The organism is Vibrio nitrifigilis, assembly GCF_015686695.1.
Classification (GTDB): Bacteria; Pseudomonadota; Gammaproteobacteria; order Enterobacterales; family Vibrionaceae; genus Vibrio; species Vibrio nitrifigilis.
On sequence record NZ_JADPMR010000004.1, the window covers coordinates 320298 to 339457 of the forward strand.

Sequence of the window (19160 nt, forward strand, 5' to 3'; positions counted from 1 at the left end):
GACGATGACAACTAATATTCTTCGTTCACCACGATTATCTCGTTATCTCTGCTTAGAGTTTGTCCTTGGCATGCTATTAACCGTCGGCATGATTGTGATGGTGTTGTTGTCCGATGTGATTTTCCAAGGGGCAGCAGACAAAATCAATTTAATGGCGAGATTGCTTGCGCCTTTCTCCCATCCTGAGCACCTGTTGGGAACCGATCCTCTAGGGCGCGACGTGTTTGCTCGCGTTATTTCTGGTGGTGCCGTCTCATTAGAAGTGGGCTTTATTTCCGTATTGGGCGCGGTGGTGTTTGGTGTGGTGATGGGGCTTATTTCAGGCTATTTTCGCGGCTTTTGGGATGTGATTGTGATGCGGTTTGCCGATATTCAGTTGGCGATGCCGTTTATTCTTCTCGCGATCACCTTTATCGCCATCGTTGGCGGTGGGTTAACCAACATGATCATCCTGCTGATTATTTCACAATGGGTGCAATACGCGCGTTTAGTACGCGGTTCCGTGCTGTCGCTACGAGATCGTGAATACATTCAAGCGGCACAAGCCATTGGGGTGAGTCACTTTAAAATCCTCTTTCAACATTTGCTGCCGAACTTAATTGGCCCAGTTATCGTGCTCATGACCCTCAATGTTGCCAACAACATTTTGTTAGAAAGTAGCTTAACGTTCCTTGGGTTAGGTGTTGACCCTCTTACTCCAAGTTGGGGCGGCATGTTAGCCGATGGTAGAACGTATATCCAAACTGCATGGTGGGTGAGCGTGTTCCCAGGTTTGGCGATTTTATTAACAGTATTAGGTTTAAATTTATTGGGTGACTGGTTACGCGACCTGTTAGATCCAACAGGGAGAACGTCACGATGAAACCCATCTTAAAAGCAACCATTGCCAGTACCTTGGCAGAACTGATTGAACAGTACAGCGCACAAGCGCATCGCCCGAAAAATCTGGAAGCGTGGGTGTTTGCCGACCTTGCTACACGCCAAGAAGCAGAGCGCGCTATGGCTGAATTTGGCATTGAAGCGAAAGTACGCAGTGCGTATAAACCGCTGGTGCATTACTTTTTGGAAGAGTTCTGTTTGGATGAACGCTTTGCAGTATCAGAAGATCTGGTGCGCGTTGAGATTCGTTATCCAATCTGTGCGCCAGCATCAGATAAGCGCTTTTTACTCGAAGCCTATCCACTGGCGGGATTGATTGACCCAAGTAAACTTGCCTTTACTCCGGGTACGCAAGCCGACTGTTATGAGCTTGAGATTTATCGCACCTCCGCGGATGGGGCTGAACCGGCGACGGTTAGCGAGAATGTCAGTGTCTTTGTTCCCAATCATACCTATGTTAATGCCACCCAAGATAGCGTATTAACGCCAACGGGTTGGGTAAAAGCGTACAACCATGTCGATGAATTGGAGCGTGATGAACGCTTAGCAACAGATTTTGAGCACTGCTTTAGCCAAATGATCGATGCAGTGACGAGCTATGAATGGCCGATTCAGTCGCCCTATTTTAAGCAGCTACAACTTAAAGTGCAGGTGCCAGTAGAAGATGAGTTGGTCGGTTATGCTCACGAAGTGATTAGCCTTAAAGAGGCGCTGCATGAAGATCTCTACTTCTCTATCCAAGAGTGGTTTAAGTTCAAAGAAGGCAAAGCACTGACAGCCAGAAACAGCCAGCCGGGGCAGATCGTGCCGCTGATCACCGCTTCCCCTGACAGTGATTATCACCTTGAGATGACGTTAGCCGATTACTCGCTGGTGGATGTTGATGTTACTGATGAAGAGTCTGCGTTGGATGTCGCGGCTAAGCCGATGAGCATGACCATGGTGCAGCAGCACTTAGCCACCGTTGTCGGTGAAGTGTTAGCAGTCGACACCCCAACCGGACGCCAAGTGGAAGCTAAGTACAAACGCGGCAAGGATCAAGCGGTGCTGATTTGCGGTGGTCAGCATGCGAATGAAACCACTGGCGTGGTCGGAGCGTTGCGGGCTGCGAAAGTGCTTGAGCAGCAAGCGGAAAGTCACTTTGTGGTTGTGCCAATGAGTAACCCTGATGGATACGCGCTTCATCAGCAATACATTCAAGATAATCCTTTGCATATGCATCACGCCGCCCGTTATACCGCCTTGGGGGATGACCTCGAATATCGCACCGTTGAACCACTTTATGAAAAAGGAATGCGCAAACAAGCCAAACAGTTAAGTGGTGCGAATTTGCATATCAACTTACATGGTTATCCAAGTCATGAATGGACGCGGCCATTATCTGGCTACGTGCCGACTGGGTTTGATATGTGGACAATCCCGAAAGGCTTTTTCTTGGTGGTACGGCATCTCAACGATCCTCAGTGGGCGCGGTTGGCTGAGCAATTTATCGAGCAAGTGACCTTAAAACTTAATGTCTATCCTGAAGTCATGGCGATGAATCAGGCGCAGATCGATGTGTATCAAATTCATGCAGGTGAAACTGGATTTAGGATGATAAACGGATATCCGTGTCTGATTTCCGCAGTCGAAGAGGCTGATTATCCATTGCAACTCATCACTGAATACCCGGATGAAACCATTTACGGTGACGATTTTATCGCAGGGCATAACGTGCAACAGGCGACTGTATTAGCGGCTTATGAAGTCTACCAAACACTTTTTAATCGTTAAAAATGAGTAAGGCGATACTTAATATCGCCTTTTATTCAATGAGTTAATCTGTATTACCATGCATGCTATTGTCATAAATAGTGACTTGATTGCGTCCCTGTTTTTTAGATTGGTACATTGCGTTGTCGGAACGGGTTAATAAGAATTTGTTATCAGTGTCGGTGGGTTGAAATTGGGTAATCCCAACACTAATGGTGGTATGTACTTGAGTATTCTCATCAAGGATACAGACATTGTTATCTACCGCTTCTCGTAATCTTTCCGCTATTTCGTATGCTTGATCTTGGTCGGCATCATGGAGAATGATGGCAAATTCTTCACCACCAATACGGCCGAAGATATCATGCTTTCTAAGCTCTTCCTGACATGTTTTGGTGACATGAGTAATGACTTGGTCGCCGATGACATGGCCAAAGTTGTCGTTGACCAATTTAAAACGATCGATATCGAGCATAAGAAAACTGGTATTCATACCGAATATTTGGAAACTCTCCACCTTATCAGAAAGGCAATTCATAAATGCTCTTCGGTTTAGGATTCCTGTTAAAGTATCGATCTCTGATAATTGCCGAAGTTTTTGTTCCAAGTGGTGTTTTTCAGTGATATTACGAGCGTTCCAAATAACAACCTGTTCACCAGAATCCAATGTAAATGGCTTTAATATGCTTTCTATCCATAGTTCTGGTGATGATGATGAATAGGGTAAATCTTGCAATTGTTGTTGGTTAAATTGATAGGAAATTCGTTGCGTTTTTTGGCTAGAGAGGGCTGTTTGAATTGTTTTAAGAAACAAATCAGCGAGAGTTGTTGGCATTACATCATGCAATGATTGACCAACATATGCTTTGCAGTCAAATCCTATCCCATTCTCATGTCCACCAAACACATCGACATATTTTCCTTCAGAATTGAAGATGAAGACGTGATCAGGTGAAGAATCAAGGATTCTAAAGTATTGATCTGATGAGAATGCCTGTGACATATATTTATTCCAATATGAATACAATAACAAACAATGTTCATAATAATTTCGTATGCAAAGCTATAATAATTATTACTTTAAAATACGCGTGTTAAAAATAAAGTATACGGGGAAATTCTACTATGTAAATTAAATTTTTAAAAAGCGAATACCTTATTTTTTTTTGGATAATTTAAATTTTAATTAAATATGTATATTATGGCGGTGATTTCATTTTTAAAAAAATAACTCTTTGATTTAACGTTTTTTATTATTACGTATAATATCGATATTTTCTGATACTTAATTGATACCAATATGATGTTGAAAAATTGAATTTATTGGATACTAATAATGTCACTCTGTTTGCTATTAAAATAACTATTTGATTATATGATATTTTTATTTGACTGATTGACAAAGGTACATGCCACCTAATACCAGATATTCGTCTTCTCCATTCAATGAACCTGCTATCAGCTTGGGGAAGTATAAAATTTTACTGGTAGGGACTTGGCAACAAATCACCTTGTCCCCAAAAATTTCTGCTTGGTATTGGTTATCACTAAATGAATTCATATTGTTAAGTAGTAGAGCACCTGCAAATTTTTCTCCAGCAGGAATTTGATAAAAATGATTAATATTGGAAATTCCCCGATACAAAGTTAGGTGTAAATGTGAATATTGAGTTTTAAGTTCATATTGGCAATAGCAATACAGGAGATCTAACTGAGATTCTAGGGCATTGCTATTATATAACCCGCGTACATAGTCCTTTAAGTAAATTTGATAACTTTGGTCAGAGACTCGTGTAATCATTCCTTTATGGTTTAGGGTGAGTAGGCCAAATCTAGATTCAACCCAGCGCTTTATTACGGCAGCTTCAATACTGTCGGCATCAAACATCCAGCCTCTTAGTAAGCGTAAGTAATCGGATTTATCACGTTTGATCCCCCGGTTCTTGGCGCTAAATCCAGCTTGCTCACTTTGTCCGAGTAAAAAGGCTGAGCGCATATAATATTGGAAATACGCGGCACGTTCTTGTGCGGTGTCGATGGTGGTTAAGTGACGGAAAAAATCTTTATGCAGATCGTGTACAAAATCGAGAATTAGCGGCACAGGATAGTGCTGATAAGTACAGCTGCCTAAAATATTAGCAGGTATATTACAGCGATTTAATGAACTAGCGGCAAAAGAAGGTAGAGTATGACAAAGTGAGTGAGAAACCACTGGGCGGGCAGGGTGTGTTGATGCGGTAAATGATTCAGTTTCACTCATGAATAGGTGACTCCATCATATCGTTTAAAAAATGGGTAAGCTCCGAGTCCTGTATATCGAGGTCATAGACTATATAGCCCATAGATTAGCGCTTTTTAGTAAAAGGAAAGGATACTGATGTCAGAAAGGCAACAATATTATCGAGGATGTTTAGTTGGGTTAGCGGTTGGGGATGCACTAGGTACAACGGTTGAATTTCAAGCTCGAGGCAGTTTTACCCCGATGGTTGATTTGGTAGGGGGCGGTGTATTTCGCCTCAAAGCAGGGCAATGGACTGACGATACTTCGATGGCTCTCTGTTTAGCCGCTTCATTAATAGAGTGTGATGAGTTTAATGCCCACGATCAGATGAACCGCTATTTACGTTGGTGGAAAGAAGGTTATATGAGTAGTAATGGCCGATGTTTTGATATTGGAGTTACCGTGTCAGAAGCATTGAATCAATTTTTGCATACCCAAGATCCATTTTCCGGCTCAACCCATCCTTTAGCGGCTGGCAATGGATCTCTGATGCGTTTAGCACCAATAGCACTGTATTATTCTGATATAAAAGATCTTATCCACTATGCTGCAGAAAGTTCACGCACAACTCATGGTGCCAAAGAGTGCTTAGATGCGTGTTGCTATTACGCCACGCTGCTTAATCAAGCGTTATTAGGTAAAACTAAACAGCAGATTTTAAGTACCACCTTGTATCAGCCCATCACATCTAAGGTTGCTGCGATTGGGCAACAAGAATACCGGGGAAAAAGTGTCGATGAGATAAAAGGGAGCGGTTATGTGGTTGACTGTTTGGAAGCTGCCCTGTGGTGTTTTTATCACACGGAGAGTTATGCTGCTGCCGTTTTAGCCGCTGCAAATCTTGGTGATGATGCAGATACCACAGCTGCGGTATGTGGACAAATTGCGGGTGCGTATTACGGACTCGACAACATACCTCAACAATGGCGCCAATGCCTTGTTATGTATGATGAGATCGTCGCAATGGCGGACAAGTTGTCGGCCTGAGCAAATAGCGACTTCTTTCTGTAATCAAGCTTGATGTGTGCTCGTTAATGACACTCTTCATCTGAGCTATTGAGGTTATTTGGGAGATGATATTGGTGCGTGAAGTAAAGTCATACCAAACTGATACGTAAAATAATCATAATGTTAGGTACTTTCTATATAAAAAGGCTGATATAGAAAGGTGAATTATGAATTTAGAAACAAAGGCAGTTGATGCGACACATCCATCAGCTGCCAAAACGGAAAACTCATCAATAGCCAATTCGTTTGACGAGCTGGCGAAAAAATATGCTGTGTTACCCAAATCGAACAAAGGGTACAGCCATCCTGCTCTTAATAAGGCGCTTCACTATATCTATAAGAGTTATGCTAACCCGATTGATATGCCTACACTCGCGAGCAGTGCATGTATTAGTCAGTCGCATTTGTCCTATTTATTTAAATATTATTTAGGAATGTCGTTTAAAAAGGTATTAATGCGGTTCCGTATAGCAAAATCCATGGAGCTTTTTGATAACAATCCGAGCTTACAAGTGACACAAGTATGTGATCAAGTGGGTTTCCCCGACTTGAGTTTTTTTGTCCGTAAATTTCATTTATATGTGGGTGTTAGCCCAAGTGTATATCGAGATGAGTATTGCCGCGGAGAAGATAAATCCGCTGTTTATTTGGACCTTAAAAATGCACTACAGCATTTTGGACATCTCGATGTGTAATTCTCATAAAAGGGAATAATAAGTCTGTGTGTTTGTGAATAGATAAACTTGTCCTTTAGGTATAATACGGTTATGGAACAACCAGATATGACTAGATGGAAATCATGCTATGGAAAATATTAAAAATATCCTTTGTTTTGGTGACTCATTAACTTGGGGGTGGATCCCTCAGCCACACAGTGTTCCTTCTCAACGTTATGCTCCCGATAAACGCTGGACAGGTGTAATGGCACGGGCATTAGGCGCGCAGTTTAATGTGATAGAAGAAGGGCTCAATGCCCGCACAACTAATATTGATGATCCGCTGGATGCTCGTGTAAATGGTGCGAACTATTTTCCTACTTCATTGGCCAGCCATTTACCACTCGATCTCGTTATCATCATGCTGGGTACGAATGACACCAAACCGTCATTTAATCAAACGCCGCAGCGAATTGCAGAGGGAATGTCACTGCTTGTCAGTCAGGCACGTGGTAGCGCTGGTGGGATCGGTGCTGCCTATCCAGCACCGAAAGTCTTGGTTGTGTCACCGCCGCCACTTACGCCAATGCCAGACCCTTGGTTTGGGGTGATGTATGAAGGTGGTCATGAGAAAACATTGCAGCTACCTAAATACTACAAAATGATGGCAGATTTTATGAAAGTGATGTTCTTTGATGCAGGCTCTATTGTTCAAACGGATGGCTGTGATGGCATTCATCTCAGCGAAGAAAGCAACAAAACGCTTGGATTAGCGATGGCGGAAAAAGTATTACAAATCTTCGAATAATGGATTTCTTATCGGCCGAGAAAGGTCATATTTGGGTATGACCTAATGATTTACCCAGTACAACACTGATGAATTAATGCCATTAACTTATCGAGTTGTTTTTCTATACGGCCATCGAGTGGATAACCAATATTGATCCGCAAACAGTCACTATAGCGATGAGACTCTGTGAAAATATCGCCAGTGCGGATATCAATTTTCTCGCGTTGTATGGCCAATTTAAATCGTGTTGTGTCAAGGTGAGGAATTTGCATCCAAAGTACTAAGCCACCATCAGGTTGAGTGATTCGACTGCCCATGGGCAAATGTGTTGCCAAATAGAGGCTGTAATCGCGTTTATTCTGGGCAAGGGTGTATTGAGCTCGTTTCAGGTGTTTTGCGTAATGACCTGAACAAATGAGATCAGAAATAGCGTATTGAAGAATACCAGATACACCTTGGTAGTATTGCAAAAATGAGGCAAAGTATTTTCCTGGTTTACACCAGCCAAGCCGGTAATTAGGGGAAAGCGTTTTTGAGATAGAACTACACCAAATCACGTAGCCACTGGTATCGTAATAAGCGGCTGGCAAGTTTAATTCGTTCGAATGGCTTAATTCAAAATACACATCATCTTCAATCACGGGAATACGATAAGTTGCAGCCAAATTCGCTAAACGTTGCTTTTGTTGTGAGGAAAGGGTGATTCCTTGCGGGTTCATGTGAGTCGTACAAAAGAGTCCGGCTTGAATTTGATTGTCTTGTAATAGCTTTTCTAGTGCATCGAGATCAATGCCATCTTCATGGGAAGGAATTTCGATGAGGTTTAAATCGAGTTGGGCAATTAAATCCAGTAATCCATTGAAGCAGGGAGAGCTTACGGCAATGGTATCTCCCTTGTTGGTACATACCATTAGCGCCGTTTTTACGGCATCCATGCAACCGTGGGTGATCACCAGTTCGTTACTGTTCAATGCATAACCATTGATTTGAAAATGCTCAGCGAGTGCATCTCGTAGGTACGGTTCGCCTTGTTGGGCTGGATATTGAGCAAAATGCCTTGTTTGAAACTGGATGGCTTTACGTAAACTGCGATCAAGACTGCGTTGAGTGTGCTCATCCAATTCTAGGCAGGCCATCCCGAGTGCTCCTTGCGGGATAGATGTCTCTTTTATGGGCCTTGATGGTGTGGTTCTTTCGGTATTAAAGCTTGGCCAATGGGGGGATGGCAAAATCGTTGATGAGTGAGTAACGTAAAACCCAGCCTGTGGGCGTGCGGCTATCCAACCTTGCTTTTCAAGTTCCTCATAGCAACTGACTGCGGTTGAAACACTAATGCTGTGCTGTTTAGCAAATTGGCGCAATGACAACATACGAGCCCCGTTTTTTAGTCGGTTCTGCTGAATATCGTGTGATACTTTTGCTGCTAGCTGTTTGTACTTAAGCATAGTGGATTTAAATTGTACTGGTTAATTTTAGAAAATTGTATCTGTACTGATTTTGGAGAGCAAGAGATACTCATCAATAGGATAAGAATTACAGGAGTACGTGAGCAATGCAGGGGCGAGATATTTTATTGATCATTACCATCATGGTGATTTGGGGTGTCAATTTTGTCGCAATAAAAATGGGTGCCAGTGAGTTTGACCCATTTGTTATTACTGCGCTGCGTTTTTTCTTTGCCGCTTTCCCTTTGGTATTTTTTATTCAACGTACTCAAGTACCTAAACGATATTTTATTGCTTACGGCACAGTATTCGGGACGGGGGTATGGGGAATGGCTGCCTGTTCCAATAGTTTCGGTTTGTCGGCGGGTATCACTTCAATATTGATGCAATTTGATGTGTTGACCAGCGTATTAGTGGGCGCATTAATTTATAAAGAAAAAATCACCAAGCAGATGGCAGTCGGTATGGTCATTGCTATGGTTGGGTTAACCGTTTCTATTGCTTATACCAACGGTAATATTACGCCAGTTGGACTCATCTTCATTTTTATTGCTTCATTGTGCTGGCCCCTAGCCAGTATTGTGATTCGTCAATCTGGTTCAACGACGCCATTTGCTTTTACTATTTGGGGAATGGTGTTTGCGCCTATTCCGTTGTTGATGTTGAGCCTGTTGATGAATGGCACTGAAGGTATCGTTACAACATTTAGCCACTGGAACAGTCATGCTTGGTTTTCGGTGCTATTTCAAGCTTATCCCACTACAGTATTCGGCTACTGGGTGTGGAATAAAATGACGTTGAAGTACCCAATGGCGCTGATTGCCCCAACAACACTAATGACCACTGTATTTGGATTAATTGGCGGATATGTCATTTATGATGAGCGTTTAACCCAAGTGCAATGGGTGTCGTGTGCGCTATTTCTGGCTGGTATTGTTGTTGTCGTCTACCCAAGGAAAATCCGTAATACGGTCTCAGTGAGCCGATCTGTGTCGACAGAATCTTAATATGAAAAAGGCCAGCCACACGCGTATGTTAAGGCTGGCCTTTATCACTTTGGTCTATTAAGGTTGAGCTGCAAGGGTTTCTATCATGCGATAAACCGCGCTGATTTGGGGCGCTTTTTTATCAAAATAGTCAGAACCTGAATATCCCCAAAAATCCCAGCACCCTTTGGGATTGTAGGGTTCAACACTGGTTTCTCTTGGTGATACATGAAGCTGCGGATACAGCATGATAATGTTATTCGCGTTGGCATAGGCGTTGTACCCTGTACCGTTATAAAATTTATCTCCAATAACCGTCGCGCCTTGTTGGCAGCCATGAAATACCACATGCACGGCGCAAGATGTGCCCGTTTTACATTGCGGTGGAATGTACACATACCCAGTATCATCCATACCCGTCTTTTTTGCTTTGATGAATACCGATTGGTTAAATGGAACGGCTTGTGGAAGGGGCGTTTGCGGCGTTTTATCTAAGTTTGGATAAATAGTTGCGAGTATGCGTTCGGCCTGAGAAAACCCACAATCATTGATAAATGGCGCTTTGCTGGTATTACATTTATTGGCTTGCTTGTTATTGACAATAAACGCGTGCCCAGCATTAACGGTTTTATCGTAGTTGATTTGTTTTTCCGATACCCCAAGTGCTTTATACAATTCGACCGCTTGATTCACGACAATGGTATTCACTGTAGAATCATTTTTGCCACTAAAAAAGTAGAAATGAGCCGATTTAAGACGTTGTAAGTCATCAATATCCCCATCTCTAGCTAGACCTTTTGTCACTCTAATAAGCTTTGATGTATTAGGCCCCATCTCTTTAAGTTGAGGTGCCATACAGGCCATAACAGCATTAGTTAAACCGGGCATCGGCCAAGATTGAGCACATAGGTATGGGCCGCCAGCGACAATCCCTACTCCCGCCATAATTGATGAGTGTGAAAGATAGAGCTGACTTGCCATAAACCCGCCAGAGGATAAGCCAGACACTGATGTCTCATTGATATTGGCTCCAACTGAAGGAAGTGCGGGGGCGGCAGCATGTGCTGTTGCACTTATCCATGCCCAAGTCATTAGCGTTATAACAGACGTTTTAAGTGACGAAAAGATTCCCATATTAGCGGCTCATATTTTGTAACTTGTTAATGAGTATATACCCAAATAATCTCAAGATGCTGTTTCAGCGAGAATTTATTCGCTCGTAGGCAAGGCACAGATTTAAATACATAGTTATTCTAAGTAGAAAATCTGTAACGCGAATACAACTCGCCCTTTGGGAGCTCATCAACAAGCCCATTTCTGCGCCCAATTACGTTGAAAGGGAATGACCATCTTGCTTTGCATGGTCGATAAGAAACCCATAAAAATGTAACCAAACGTATTTTTGGTGGTGGATAATAGGCGCGCAATGAACCAGCCTACATACAGGGTAGCTCTATGTGGTTAGCATTAATGGATATAAAGTGCGCCTATTTTCCTATTACCTGCGTAATTCCTGCTACATTTATCTATTGTGGTGAAACGATTAAGCCATAGTATTTCTGCGTCTTTGGGGATCACAGAAATACTCAGCAGATTAGTGTGGTCTTGTGAGGATTTCTGAATGTTCAGAAAGAAGAAAACTGAAACAACGCAGGTTAATAGCGTAGAAAAAATTGATAGTAGTGCGCTGGCATCAATGCGCCGATTTGTCGCGATGATAGAGTTTGATCCAACCGGTACAATTATTGAAGTTAATGATTTGTTTTTAGCCGCTGTTGGATATAGAAAAGAAGAATTGATCGGTCAAAGCCATAAAATATTTTGTACGCCAGAGTATACAAACAGTCCCGACTATAGGAAACACTGGCAAGACCTAGCCAATGGTAAAGAAAAATCGGGTAATTTTTTCCGCGTGCGTAAAGATGGCTCACCTTTGATCATGGAAGCTACTTACTTCCCAATTACAGAAAATGGCAAAGTGACCCGTGTGATGAAAGTTGGTGCAGACATCACTGAAAAATTTAATTCTTATCAACGCACCATGGATATCTTTACCGCATTAAATAAAACGTATGCCGTGATTGAATTCGAGCCTGATGGGACGGTTACGTATGTTAATGATATTTTCTTAACGACGATGTCTTATCGGCGAGAACAAGTCGTTGGCAAGCATCATCGAATGTTTAGTTTTGATGACTTTTATCAGGACAACCCCAATTTTTGGCGTGATTTAGGGCAGGGAAAATCGAAGTCAGGTCGTTTTAAACGTAAATCCAGTTACGGTAATGAGGTGTGGCTTGAAGCAACTTATTGCCCAATTTTTGATGAGAAGGGCAAAGTTTACCGAGTGATTAAATTTGCGGTGGATATTACAAGTCATATTCAACGAGGTGAATCTTTACGTCAAGCAACGCATATTGCTCAAGATACATCGGTTGAAACCGCGAAAGTGGCCGAAGAAGGCAAACATGGTTTACGGACATGTGTCACGCTGTCAGACAAAATGAATGACAATGTTCAATCATCAATTGAAAAGTTAAATCAGTTAGTGACGCTTTCTGCAGATGTCTCCAATATCGTAAAAACGATTACGTCGATCGCAGAGCAGACTAACTTATTGGCACTGAACGCGGCAATTGAAGCGGCACGTGCCGGTGAGCACGGACGAGGATTCGCTGTGGTTGCAGATGAAGTGCGGCAATTAGCAACGCGTACTTCATCGTCGACAGATGAAATTAACCGAGTGGTGCAAAAGAACTTAACGTTAACTAATGATGTGGTTGAAACGATTCAAAGTGTGTCGAGTGTGTCATCCGAAACCAATGAACGTATTGAAGAAGTTTCATTGTTAATGGATAAAATTCACGAAGGAGCCGACCAAGTGTCTCAAGCGATTGAAGGCTTAGACTTGGGTCAATAAAGCCGACATTATGAATGGTAACGGCTTAGTACTTTGACGTGATCCCATAACGTTGCAGATGTCTGTGACGTGGTTTGAAAGGCCTGATTTCGATATTCAATCGGAGTCGGGTTTTTTCGTTGTGCTACCAAGTGCTAAGCAAAGGTGCAGGTACGACAGCGGTTGAAATATGCAATAGGTTAGATCGAAATTATGGATTGATCTCTGGGTAAATAGCTAACACGTTCCACATCGCTTTATCTGCTAGTTTGGTGAGTAGAAATAGTGTGGATGCAGAATAAGAACCATCGGGTTTATAGTTAGCGGTTAATAATAAGACATCTTCAATGTTGTCTTTATTGAAATCTGCTTTGGCGATAATCGATATGTCTTGTACTGCACCGTTAATATTAAAGATTCTAGCTTCGCCTTTTCTAGGAAAAGAAATTGATTTTATTTTTACGAAATCAGAATACTGGCTTTCTTCATTTTTATCTTAGGGCTTAGCTTGCTCGTTAGATATAACAAACGCAGTCACCGCAGGCAGGTTTTTGATGTTATTTAAGTTTAAATGAAATCTTTTTAAGTACGACTTTCTTGCATTCTCAGAGTCACTGACGATTACATTGATCGCCTTGCATTGAGTGTATATTGTTCGATATGAGTTTTTTTGCTCTAAATTTGACGTTTGGTATCCACTTTCAAAGGATTTTATCAGTGTTGGGCAGCTATCAATGAACAGTTGTTCATTGTTATCAATACGGACTGTAAACCCTTTACCTTTATCCCATTTCCCTTTAGCTTGATAGGATAAATTATATGCATAGTTCTTACTTGAAAAATATTGATTTATATTCAAATATTTATTTATATATATGCTATTAAGTTCAGATGAATGTGCGAAATTAAAAACCGAAAATATAGTTGATGCAATGATTATAAATACACTCGTTTTTCTCACAATGAACTTCCTTTTACAACATCCTTAATAAGGAATACAACATTATTGTTCTAATACACAATAAATAACATATATTTATGTCAAATTGCCAATAAAAATTCTTCTGATATATGCATAAGTCACTGCAAAATTCAGCTTCAGAGTGAATATAGCCTCTATTACATAAAGGGCTGATTTGACGATAGAGTTATTATTCATGTTCACTCTGTTGCATTTTATATCGATGGAGGAGTTTCCAAGGTATATGGCACAGATAATGATCTTCTGGATGATGAGTAAGGTGGTGTTGATGTTCATCATCACTAGGCACAAAGTTAGTTAATGGTAAAACTTCAATAGCGATCTTATCTGCATCGTCACGCAGACCAATATAATTTTGAGCGCTCTGCAAATGTTGATCGTTTGTACTATAAATACCCGTGCGATATTTTAAGCCTACATCTTCTCCTTGTTGATTGACGCTGTAGGGATCGATGATTTCGAATAGGTGGTCAATCAGTTGTTCGACAGTTACCATCTGAGAATCAAATTCAATCCGTACACATTCAGCATAACCATCATAGGGGCTTTGAGTGGTATTGGCCGTCCCGTTTGCTCGCCCAGCTTCTGTTTTGATTACTCCCGGTACATATTTAATAAATTCTTGCACACCCCATAGGCAGCCACCGGCTAGGACAATTTCTTCCATCATATTCATTCATTGTTAACTCTTATTTGGAGGATATCAGGCTTGGCGATAAAACTTAATAATATACCCAAGTAACCTCAAGATGCTGTTTCAGCGAGAATGTATTCGCTCTTAGGCAAGGCACTGATTTGAAGACATAGTCATTCTACGTTAAAAATCAGTAACACAGCCTAGGAGCGAATAAAACTCGCCCTTTGGGGGCTCATCAACAAACCTATTTCTGCGCTCAATCACGTTAAAAGGGAATGACCATTCCTGCCGTGATTGAGCTTGACCTAGGCTCGTTGATGAAGCTCTGAATCCTGCATCTTGAGGTCATTTGGGTATATACCCACGCTTATAACGTTAGGCTCAGAGGTGAATAATTCAGCATTTTATTGCGCTAGGACAAATTTTAGCCACTCATGAGCATGTTAGATTGAAATTAGATTGTGCGTTATAGCATACAAAAAGTATTCAACAGCGGATGTTGTCGCTCGTTTTATGTGGTGTTGATACGACAACACGGGTGAAAAGGGCAGACAAGTAGGGAGAAATGGTCATGTCAGTCAATGAACGAATCGAACGCTTAAGACAGAATTACGTTAATTCGAAACCTTCCATTTGTTACGAGCGTGCTCGTATTTACACCGAATCACATAAACGTACCGAAGGTCAGCCTGTCATTTTGCGCCGTGCACAGGCATTTTATGATTTTTGTGATCAATTTAATATTCAGATCTTTGCTGATGAATTGGTGGTCGGCACAGCGGGCAAATTTCGTCGTACTGGGATTTTGACACCAGAATTTTCTTGGCAATGGGTCGATAAGGAAATGGACAATTTCGATAAACGTCCGCAAGATCCTTATCAGATGACAGATGAACAGCGTGATTTTGTCCGAGCGAATGTGTTTCCTTATTGGAAAGGACAATCGTTAGAAGAGCATTTTTTGGCAGCACTGCCCAAGCGTACCGCACAAATTGTGGTCGATACTGGCATCGTCGATAACGATTCAAAATGGCGTCAAGCGGTGGGAGAAATTACGCCGGACTATCAAGACGTGTTGTTTAAATACGGCTTTAAAGGCGTGATTGAAAAGCTGGAAACTAAGATGGCGAGTTTGGATTATGCCAATAGTGTCGATATTGAAAAAATCCAGTTTTGCCAAGCGAGTATTTTAACGTCGCAAGGGATTATCCGTTTTGCGCAGCGCTATGCCGCACTAGCTGAAAGCTTGGCGGAACAAGAAACCAATCTGGCTCGACAAACAGAATTGCGCACCATTGCCAAAGTGTGTGCCCGCGTGCCTAAGTTGCCACCACAATCTTTTCACGAAGCGATTCAGTTTGTTTGGTTTACTCAATTAGGCGGAATCATTTCAGAAAACCCGCTGGCGCTTAACCCTGGCCGATTCGACCAATATATGTATCCATATTACCAACATGATATGGAAAACGGCATTCTCACTAAAGATGATGCAAGAGAGCTTACTCAGGCGTTATGGCTTAAATTCTCTGAATGGGTGTGGACCATCTCGGCCAATACCGCGGGCTATTTTGCAGGTTACAACCAATTCCAAAACCTCACCGTGGGCGGAAAAAATCGTGATGGATCTGATGCGACCAACGAACTGACTTATCTGTGCTTAGAAGCAACCGATGCGGTGAAAACTCACCAGCCGGGGTTGAGTGTGCGCGTACATGCAGATTGTCCACCGGAATTTATGCAAGCCGTCACCGATTTGGTTAGTACCGGTACAGGATTCCCTGCAATTCATAATGACCAAGCAGGCACGCAAATGTTGTTGCAAGCGGGTTATGATGCGGAAGATGCTCGTGATTGGAGCAACTGCGGCTGTGTCGTACCGCATTTTCGCAAAACTGGTCAATGGACGTCTGCGGTGAATGTGAACTTTGCGGCTGCGATGGAATACGCACTCAATAATGGTAAAAGTCGTTTAACTGGCGAGCATATGGGTGACGGCGTAGTCAGCGAGTTTGCCAGTTATCAAGCGGTAGAAGACGCTACGTTGTCACAAATTGGCCATCTGATTCGTCACTCGGTCATTTCCACATTGGTCGCGCAGCGGCTCCATGAAGAGATGGTACCACGGCCATTTCTTTCGGCTTGTATTGAAGATTGTATTGAGACCGCAACCGATCTTTCTAAAGGCGGAGCAAAATACAATATCGGACCAGTATTAACTGGGATCGGCTTGGCGATTGTCGCTAACTCACTGGCGGTGATTAAGAAGCTAGTGTTTGAAGATAAAGCCACCACAATGGCAGAGCTTAATAAAGCGTTAGATTCCAACTGGGAAGGCTTTGAAGCACTGCGAGCTAAGGCGTTGGATGTGCCCAAATACGGCAACGATGATGATTATGTGGATGGTATCGCGCGCACTATTGCTAACTATTATTACCGCACCACCCGCGAATACCACGATATTTTTGGTTCGCGTTTTAACAGTGCCTTTATGGGGATTTCTAACTACATCCCAACTGGTCGTGTTGTGGGGGCTACACCATGCGGACGTCTGGCTCGTCAGCCGATTACAGAAGGGGTTTCTCCATTTGCCGGCAGTGATGTGTGCAGCCCACTCGCCGCCATGCGATCAAGCGCGAAGATGAATCACGATGTGCACACTGGTGGCACGTTGCTGAACTTACGTTTAAGCGAAGATGTGGTAAAAACGGCCAAAGGACGCCGCGATTTAGGCAATATTATTCGTGCTTATTTCTCATTGGGTGCTTTCCATGTGCAGTTCAATACGCTTTCTACCGAGACACTGCGTAAAGCACAAAAAGATCCGGATCAATACCGAGATCTCTTAGTTCGGGTGGCGGGATATAGCACTCAGTTTGTGAACCTGTCGCCTGAGATGCAAGAGGCGATTATTGCCCGTTCTGCTCATGGAAGTTGTTGTTAATGAGGGAGAACACCTCTACTGAGGCAACGCCATCGCCACAAGGAATAGTCCTGCAAATGCAGGATTATTCCATCCATGACGGTGATGGGGTCCGAACCACCATTTTCTTAGCGGGTTGCGCACTGCGTTGTCAGTGGTGTGCCAACCCTGAAACATGGAGTGCTAAGCCAAAACTGGCGTATTACCCCCACAAATGCAAAGATTGCCAAACCTGCGTTGGGCAATGTCCTCAACAGCTTGATCCAAGGGCAGTGCAGCAAAGCACTAAAACCTGTGATCACTGCGGATTGTGCGTTAAAGCCTGCCCCTCAAGAGCGCTTTCTCTGGCATGTACGCCAGCATCGGTCGATGAGGTGGTGGCGAAAATCAAACGCGATGAACTCTTTTTTCGCTATACCGAAGGTGGCGTCACGTTTTCTGGAGGAGAACCGTTTCTGCAGCCTGATTTTATTCGTGCTGTTATCGAGAAATGTGAACCACTAGGCATCAGTTTTTGGGCAGAAACTTGCGGCCATTTTAATTGGCGCAGTGCTGCTGACTTATTTGTTCATTTTGAACATTTGTTCTTTGATCTCAAAGTGATGGACTCTGCCAAACATAAGGAGGTCACCGGGCTTGGCAACGAACAAATATTAAAGAACGCAAAACGCATTTACGATCTCGGTGTACCCATGACGATTCGCATTCCGTTTATTCCAGAAGTGAATGGCGACGAGGCCAACCTGCGTGCCACCGCGGAATTTATGCAACACAATCTAGCGGGTTGTGCCATCGAACTCTTGCCTTATCACGAACTCGGCAAAGCCAAATATACCGCGTTTAAAATGCTGGATGATTTCCATTCTTATACGGTACCAAGTAGCGCAATGCTGAAATGGGCATATGGAATATTTAGTTCCTATGGCATAGGTGAGCGTTGATCTTCAATCTGTGATGGTTGTAGTGTGACCAACTCACGCTCTAGCCAAGTGGCAAATTCTTGTTCGAGTGGATTGCAGCGAGGATGCTGGCTGATCAGAACATAACGATGCTCAGAATCAATAAAACCAAACGGTGCAATCAAACGACCACTTTTGATATCGTCGATAACTAAAGGATAAGAACCGATGGCAACACCTAAGCCATCGGATGCTGCTTGCAAGCCAAAGTAAAAATGTTCAAATGACTTCTCATTTGTTGCTGATAAGTAGGTATCTGTCGCGGTGAGCCAATCAGCCCAAGCGGTAGGGCGTGTATTGGAATGGAGTAAGGTGCAAGTACTTAAATCATCTTTAATTTTGCTCCAATACTCTGGTGAGGTGACGGGACCAACATATTCAGGGGTTAAAGAGTGCGCGGTATAATCTGGGTTGATCTCAAAGTCATCACGGCGAATGGCTAAGGATATATCATCGTCGTTAAGTGTCACAGGACCGCCTGCGGTCGAAAGACGTACATCAATGCCGGTTTGTTGATAAAAGCTTGCCAATCTTGGCATCAGCCAACGCATGGTTAACGTTGGTTCGCAGGATACGCTTAAATGAGCGTGATCCTTTTTCATTAAGGCATTTACTCCGTTACTCAGCGCACTGAATGCTTGGTTGGTGTATTGCTTGAGCAGCTTACCTTCAGTAGTCAGTAACATGTTCCTGCCTTTTTTATAAAACAATACTTGAGAGAGGTACTGTTCCAGCAATTTGATCTGCTTACTGACCGCGCCATGTGTTATGTGCAGTTTCTCAGCCGCATCACTATAACTGGATGAATCGGCAGTAATGTGAAATACATAAAAGGCTTTTAAATGTCTCATCCGTGAATTTTTCTCACAGTTAATGTCTGTTCTTTTCGATTATAACTCACTGAAAAATATATTCTATCTATATGATTATTCATTGTATGGTTGTTGGTATATTTTCACTATTTAG

General features: G+C 42.7%; 16 protein-coding genes. 9 read left to right on the forward strand and 7 right to left on the reverse strand.

The window, feature by feature from the left end:
* Positions 1–4 precede the first annotated feature (4 nt).
* Both I1A42_RS17690 and I1A42_RS17695 read left to right on the forward strand, forming a co-directional pair.
* Complete coding sequence (locus I1A42_RS17690) at positions 5–862, forward strand: ABC transporter permease (RefSeq protein WP_161158199.1); 858 nt, start codon at positions 5–7, stop codon at positions 860–862.
* On the forward strand, positions 859–2652 hold the full coding sequence (locus I1A42_RS17695) for a M14 family zinc carboxypeptidase (protein ID WP_196124241.1): 1794 nt from the start codon (positions 859–861) through the stop codon (positions 2650–2652). Before I1A42_RS17690 ends, I1A42_RS17695 begins: the two co-directional genes overlap by 4 nt.
* Positions 2653–2695: 43 nt before the next feature.
* Here the strand turns inward: I1A42_RS17695 and I1A42_RS17700 are convergent, their stop codons facing one another.
* On the reverse strand, positions 2696–3634 hold the full coding sequence (locus I1A42_RS17700) for a sensor domain-containing diguanylate cyclase (RefSeq protein ID WP_196124242.1): 939 nt from the start codon (positions 3632–3634) through the stop codon (positions 2696–2698).
* A gap of 381 nt (positions 3635–4015) precedes the next feature.
* Positions 4016–4891 (reverse strand): NAD(+)--dinitrogen-reductase ADP-D-ribosyltransferase, encoded by an 876-nt coding sequence (locus I1A42_RS17705; RefSeq protein WP_230389634.1) that lies wholly within the window; start codon positions 4889–4891, stop codon positions 4016–4018.
* A gap of 117 nt (positions 4892–5008) precedes the next feature.
* Here I1A42_RS17705 and I1A42_RS17710 point away from each other — a divergent pair, with 117 nt between their 5' ends.
* The 3 genes from I1A42_RS17710 (at position 5009) to I1A42_RS17720 (ending at position 7384) form a co-directional block, all read left to right on the forward strand.
* Positions 5009–5899, forward strand: coding sequence for an ADP-ribosylglycohydrolase family protein (locus tag I1A42_RS17710; protein ID WP_196124243.1), 891 nt, complete (start codon positions 5009–5011; stop codon positions 5897–5899).
* A gap of 188 nt (positions 5900–6087) precedes the next feature.
* Positions 6088–6615 carry a helix-turn-helix domain-containing protein gene (locus tag I1A42_RS17715; protein WP_196124244.1) on the forward strand — a complete coding sequence of 176 codons (528 nt, stop codon included), beginning with the start codon at positions 6088–6090 and terminating at the stop codon, positions 6613–6615.
* A 109-nt stretch (positions 6616–6724) separates the two neighbouring features.
* Entirely contained in the window at positions 6725–7384 is a 660-nt protein-coding gene (locus I1A42_RS17720; protein ID WP_196124245.1) for an SGNH/GDSL hydrolase family protein, read from the forward strand.
* Between the two features lie 50 nt (positions 7385–7434).
* On the opposite strand, the gene I1A42_RS17725 is transcribed toward I1A42_RS17720, so the two are convergent.
* Positions 7435–8811: an aminotransferase-like domain-containing protein gene (locus I1A42_RS17725; protein WP_196124246.1), complete on the reverse strand. Its 1377-nt coding sequence runs from the start codon at positions 8809–8811 to the stop codon at positions 7435–7437.
* 107 nt (positions 8812–8918) lie between these two features.
* On the opposite strand from I1A42_RS17725, the gene I1A42_RS17730 reads away from it, so the two are divergent.
* Positions 8919–9818: an EamA family transporter gene (locus I1A42_RS17730; RefSeq protein ID WP_196124247.1), complete on the forward strand. Its 900-nt coding sequence runs from the start codon at positions 8919–8921 to the stop codon at positions 9816–9818.
* Positions 9819–9875: 57 nt separating this feature from the next.
* Here I1A42_RS17730 and I1A42_RS17735 read toward each other — a convergent pair whose 3' ends face one another.
* The gene (locus tag I1A42_RS17735) at positions 9876–10931 is read right to left on the reverse strand and encodes an extracellular catalytic domain type 2 short-chain-length polyhydroxyalkanoate depolymerase (RefSeq protein ID WP_230389636.1); all 1056 of its coding nucleotides are present in this window, start codon (positions 10929–10931) and stop codon (positions 9876–9878) included.
* 487 nt (positions 10932–11418) lie between these two features.
* Here I1A42_RS17735 and I1A42_RS17740 point away from each other — a divergent pair, with 487 nt between their 5' ends.
* Positions 11419–12717 carry a methyl-accepting chemotaxis protein gene (locus I1A42_RS17740; protein WP_161158065.1) on the forward strand — a complete coding sequence of 433 codons (1299 nt, stop codon included), beginning with the start codon at positions 11419–11421 and terminating at the stop codon, positions 12715–12717.
* 475 nt (positions 12718–13192) lie between these two features.
* Here the strand turns inward: I1A42_RS17740 and I1A42_RS17745 are convergent, their stop codons facing one another.
* Both I1A42_RS17745 and I1A42_RS17750 read right to left on the reverse strand, forming a co-directional pair.
* Positions 13193–13657: a hypothetical protein gene (locus tag I1A42_RS17745; protein ID WP_196124248.1), complete on the reverse strand. Its 465-nt coding sequence runs from the start codon at positions 13655–13657 to the stop codon at positions 13193–13195.
* A gap of 190 nt (positions 13658–13847) precedes the next feature.
* Positions 13848–14345 (reverse strand): peptide-methionine (S)-S-oxide reductase, encoded by a 498-nt coding sequence (locus I1A42_RS17750; RefSeq protein ID WP_196125630.1) that lies wholly within the window; start codon positions 14343–14345, stop codon positions 13848–13850.
* A 541-nt stretch (positions 14346–14886) separates the two neighbouring features.
* Between I1A42_RS17750 and I1A42_RS17755 the strand changes: the two genes are divergently transcribed.
* Positions 14887–17256, forward strand: a complete 2370-nt coding sequence (locus I1A42_RS17755; RefSeq protein WP_196124249.1) for a glycyl radical protein — start codon at positions 14887–14889, stop codon at positions 17254–17256.
* The gene (locus I1A42_RS17760; RefSeq protein ID WP_196124250.1) at positions 17256–18176 is read left to right on the forward strand and encodes a glycyl-radical enzyme activating protein; all 921 of its coding nucleotides are present in this window, start codon (positions 17256–17258) and stop codon (positions 18174–18176) included. Before I1A42_RS17755 ends, I1A42_RS17760 begins: the two co-directional genes overlap by 1 nt.
* Here the strand turns inward: I1A42_RS17760 and I1A42_RS17765 are convergent.
* Entirely contained in the window at positions 18155–19045 is an 891-nt protein-coding gene (locus tag I1A42_RS17765) for a LysR substrate-binding domain-containing protein (RefSeq protein WP_196124251.1), read from the reverse strand. The genes I1A42_RS17760 and I1A42_RS17765 overlap by 22 nt on opposite strands.
* Positions 19046–19160 lie beyond the last annotated feature (115 nt).

What these genes read in the sequence shown, in the direction of transcription:
- I1A42_RS17740 (WP_161158065.1), top strand. Translation starts at nt 11,419, where the DNA reads ATGTTCAGAAAGAAGAAAACTGAAACAACGCAGGTTAATAGCGTAGAA.
- I1A42_RS17695 (WP_196124241.1), top strand. Translation starts at nt 859, where the DNA reads ATGAAACCCATCTTAAAAGCAACCATTGCCAGTACCTTGGCAGAACTG.
- I1A42_RS17730 (WP_196124247.1), top strand. Translation starts at nt 8,919, where the DNA reads ATGCAGGGGCGAGATATTTTATTGATCATTACCATCATGGTGATTTGG.
- I1A42_RS17700 (WP_196124242.1), bottom strand. Translation starts at nt 3,634, where the DNA reads ATGTCACAGGCATTCTCATCAGATCAATACTTTAGAATCCTTGATTCT.
- I1A42_RS17735 (WP_230389636.1), bottom strand. Translation starts at nt 10,931, where the DNA reads ATGGGAATCTTTTCGTCACTTAAAACGTCTGTTATAACGCTAATGACT.
- I1A42_RS17690 (WP_161158199.1), top strand. Translation starts at nt 5, where the DNA reads ATGACAACTAATATTCTTCGTTCACCACGATTATCTCGTTATCTCTGC.
- I1A42_RS17750 (WP_196125630.1), bottom strand. Translation starts at nt 14,345, where the DNA reads ATGGAAGAAATTGTCCTAGCCGGTGGCTGCCTATGGGGTGTGCAAGAA.
- I1A42_RS17765 (WP_196124251.1), bottom strand. Translation starts at nt 19,045, where the DNA reads ATGAGACATTTAAAAGCCTTTTATGTATTTCACATTACTGCCGATTCA.
- I1A42_RS17725 (WP_196124246.1), bottom strand. Translation starts at nt 8,811, where the DNA reads ATGCTTAAGTACAAACAGCTAGCAGCAAAAGTATCACACGATATTCAG.
- I1A42_RS17760 (WP_196124250.1), top strand. Translation starts at nt 17,256, where the DNA reads ATGAGGGAGAACACCTCTACTGAGGCAACGCCATCGCCACAAGGAATA.
- I1A42_RS17755 (WP_196124249.1), top strand. Translation starts at nt 14,887, where the DNA reads ATGTCAGTCAATGAACGAATCGAACGCTTAAGACAGAATTACGTTAAT.
- I1A42_RS17715 (WP_196124244.1), top strand. Translation starts at nt 6,088, where the DNA reads ATGAATTTAGAAACAAAGGCAGTTGATGCGACACATCCATCAGCTGCC.
- I1A42_RS17720 (WP_196124245.1), top strand. Translation starts at nt 6,725, where the DNA reads ATGGAAAATATTAAAAATATCCTTTGTTTTGGTGACTCATTAACTTGG.
- I1A42_RS17710 (WP_196124243.1), top strand. Translation starts at nt 5,009, where the DNA reads ATGTCAGAAAGGCAACAATATTATCGAGGATGTTTAGTTGGGTTAGCG.
- I1A42_RS17705 (WP_230389634.1), bottom strand. Translation starts at nt 4,891, where the DNA reads ATGAGTGAAACTGAATCATTTACCGCATCAACACACCCTGCCCGCCCA.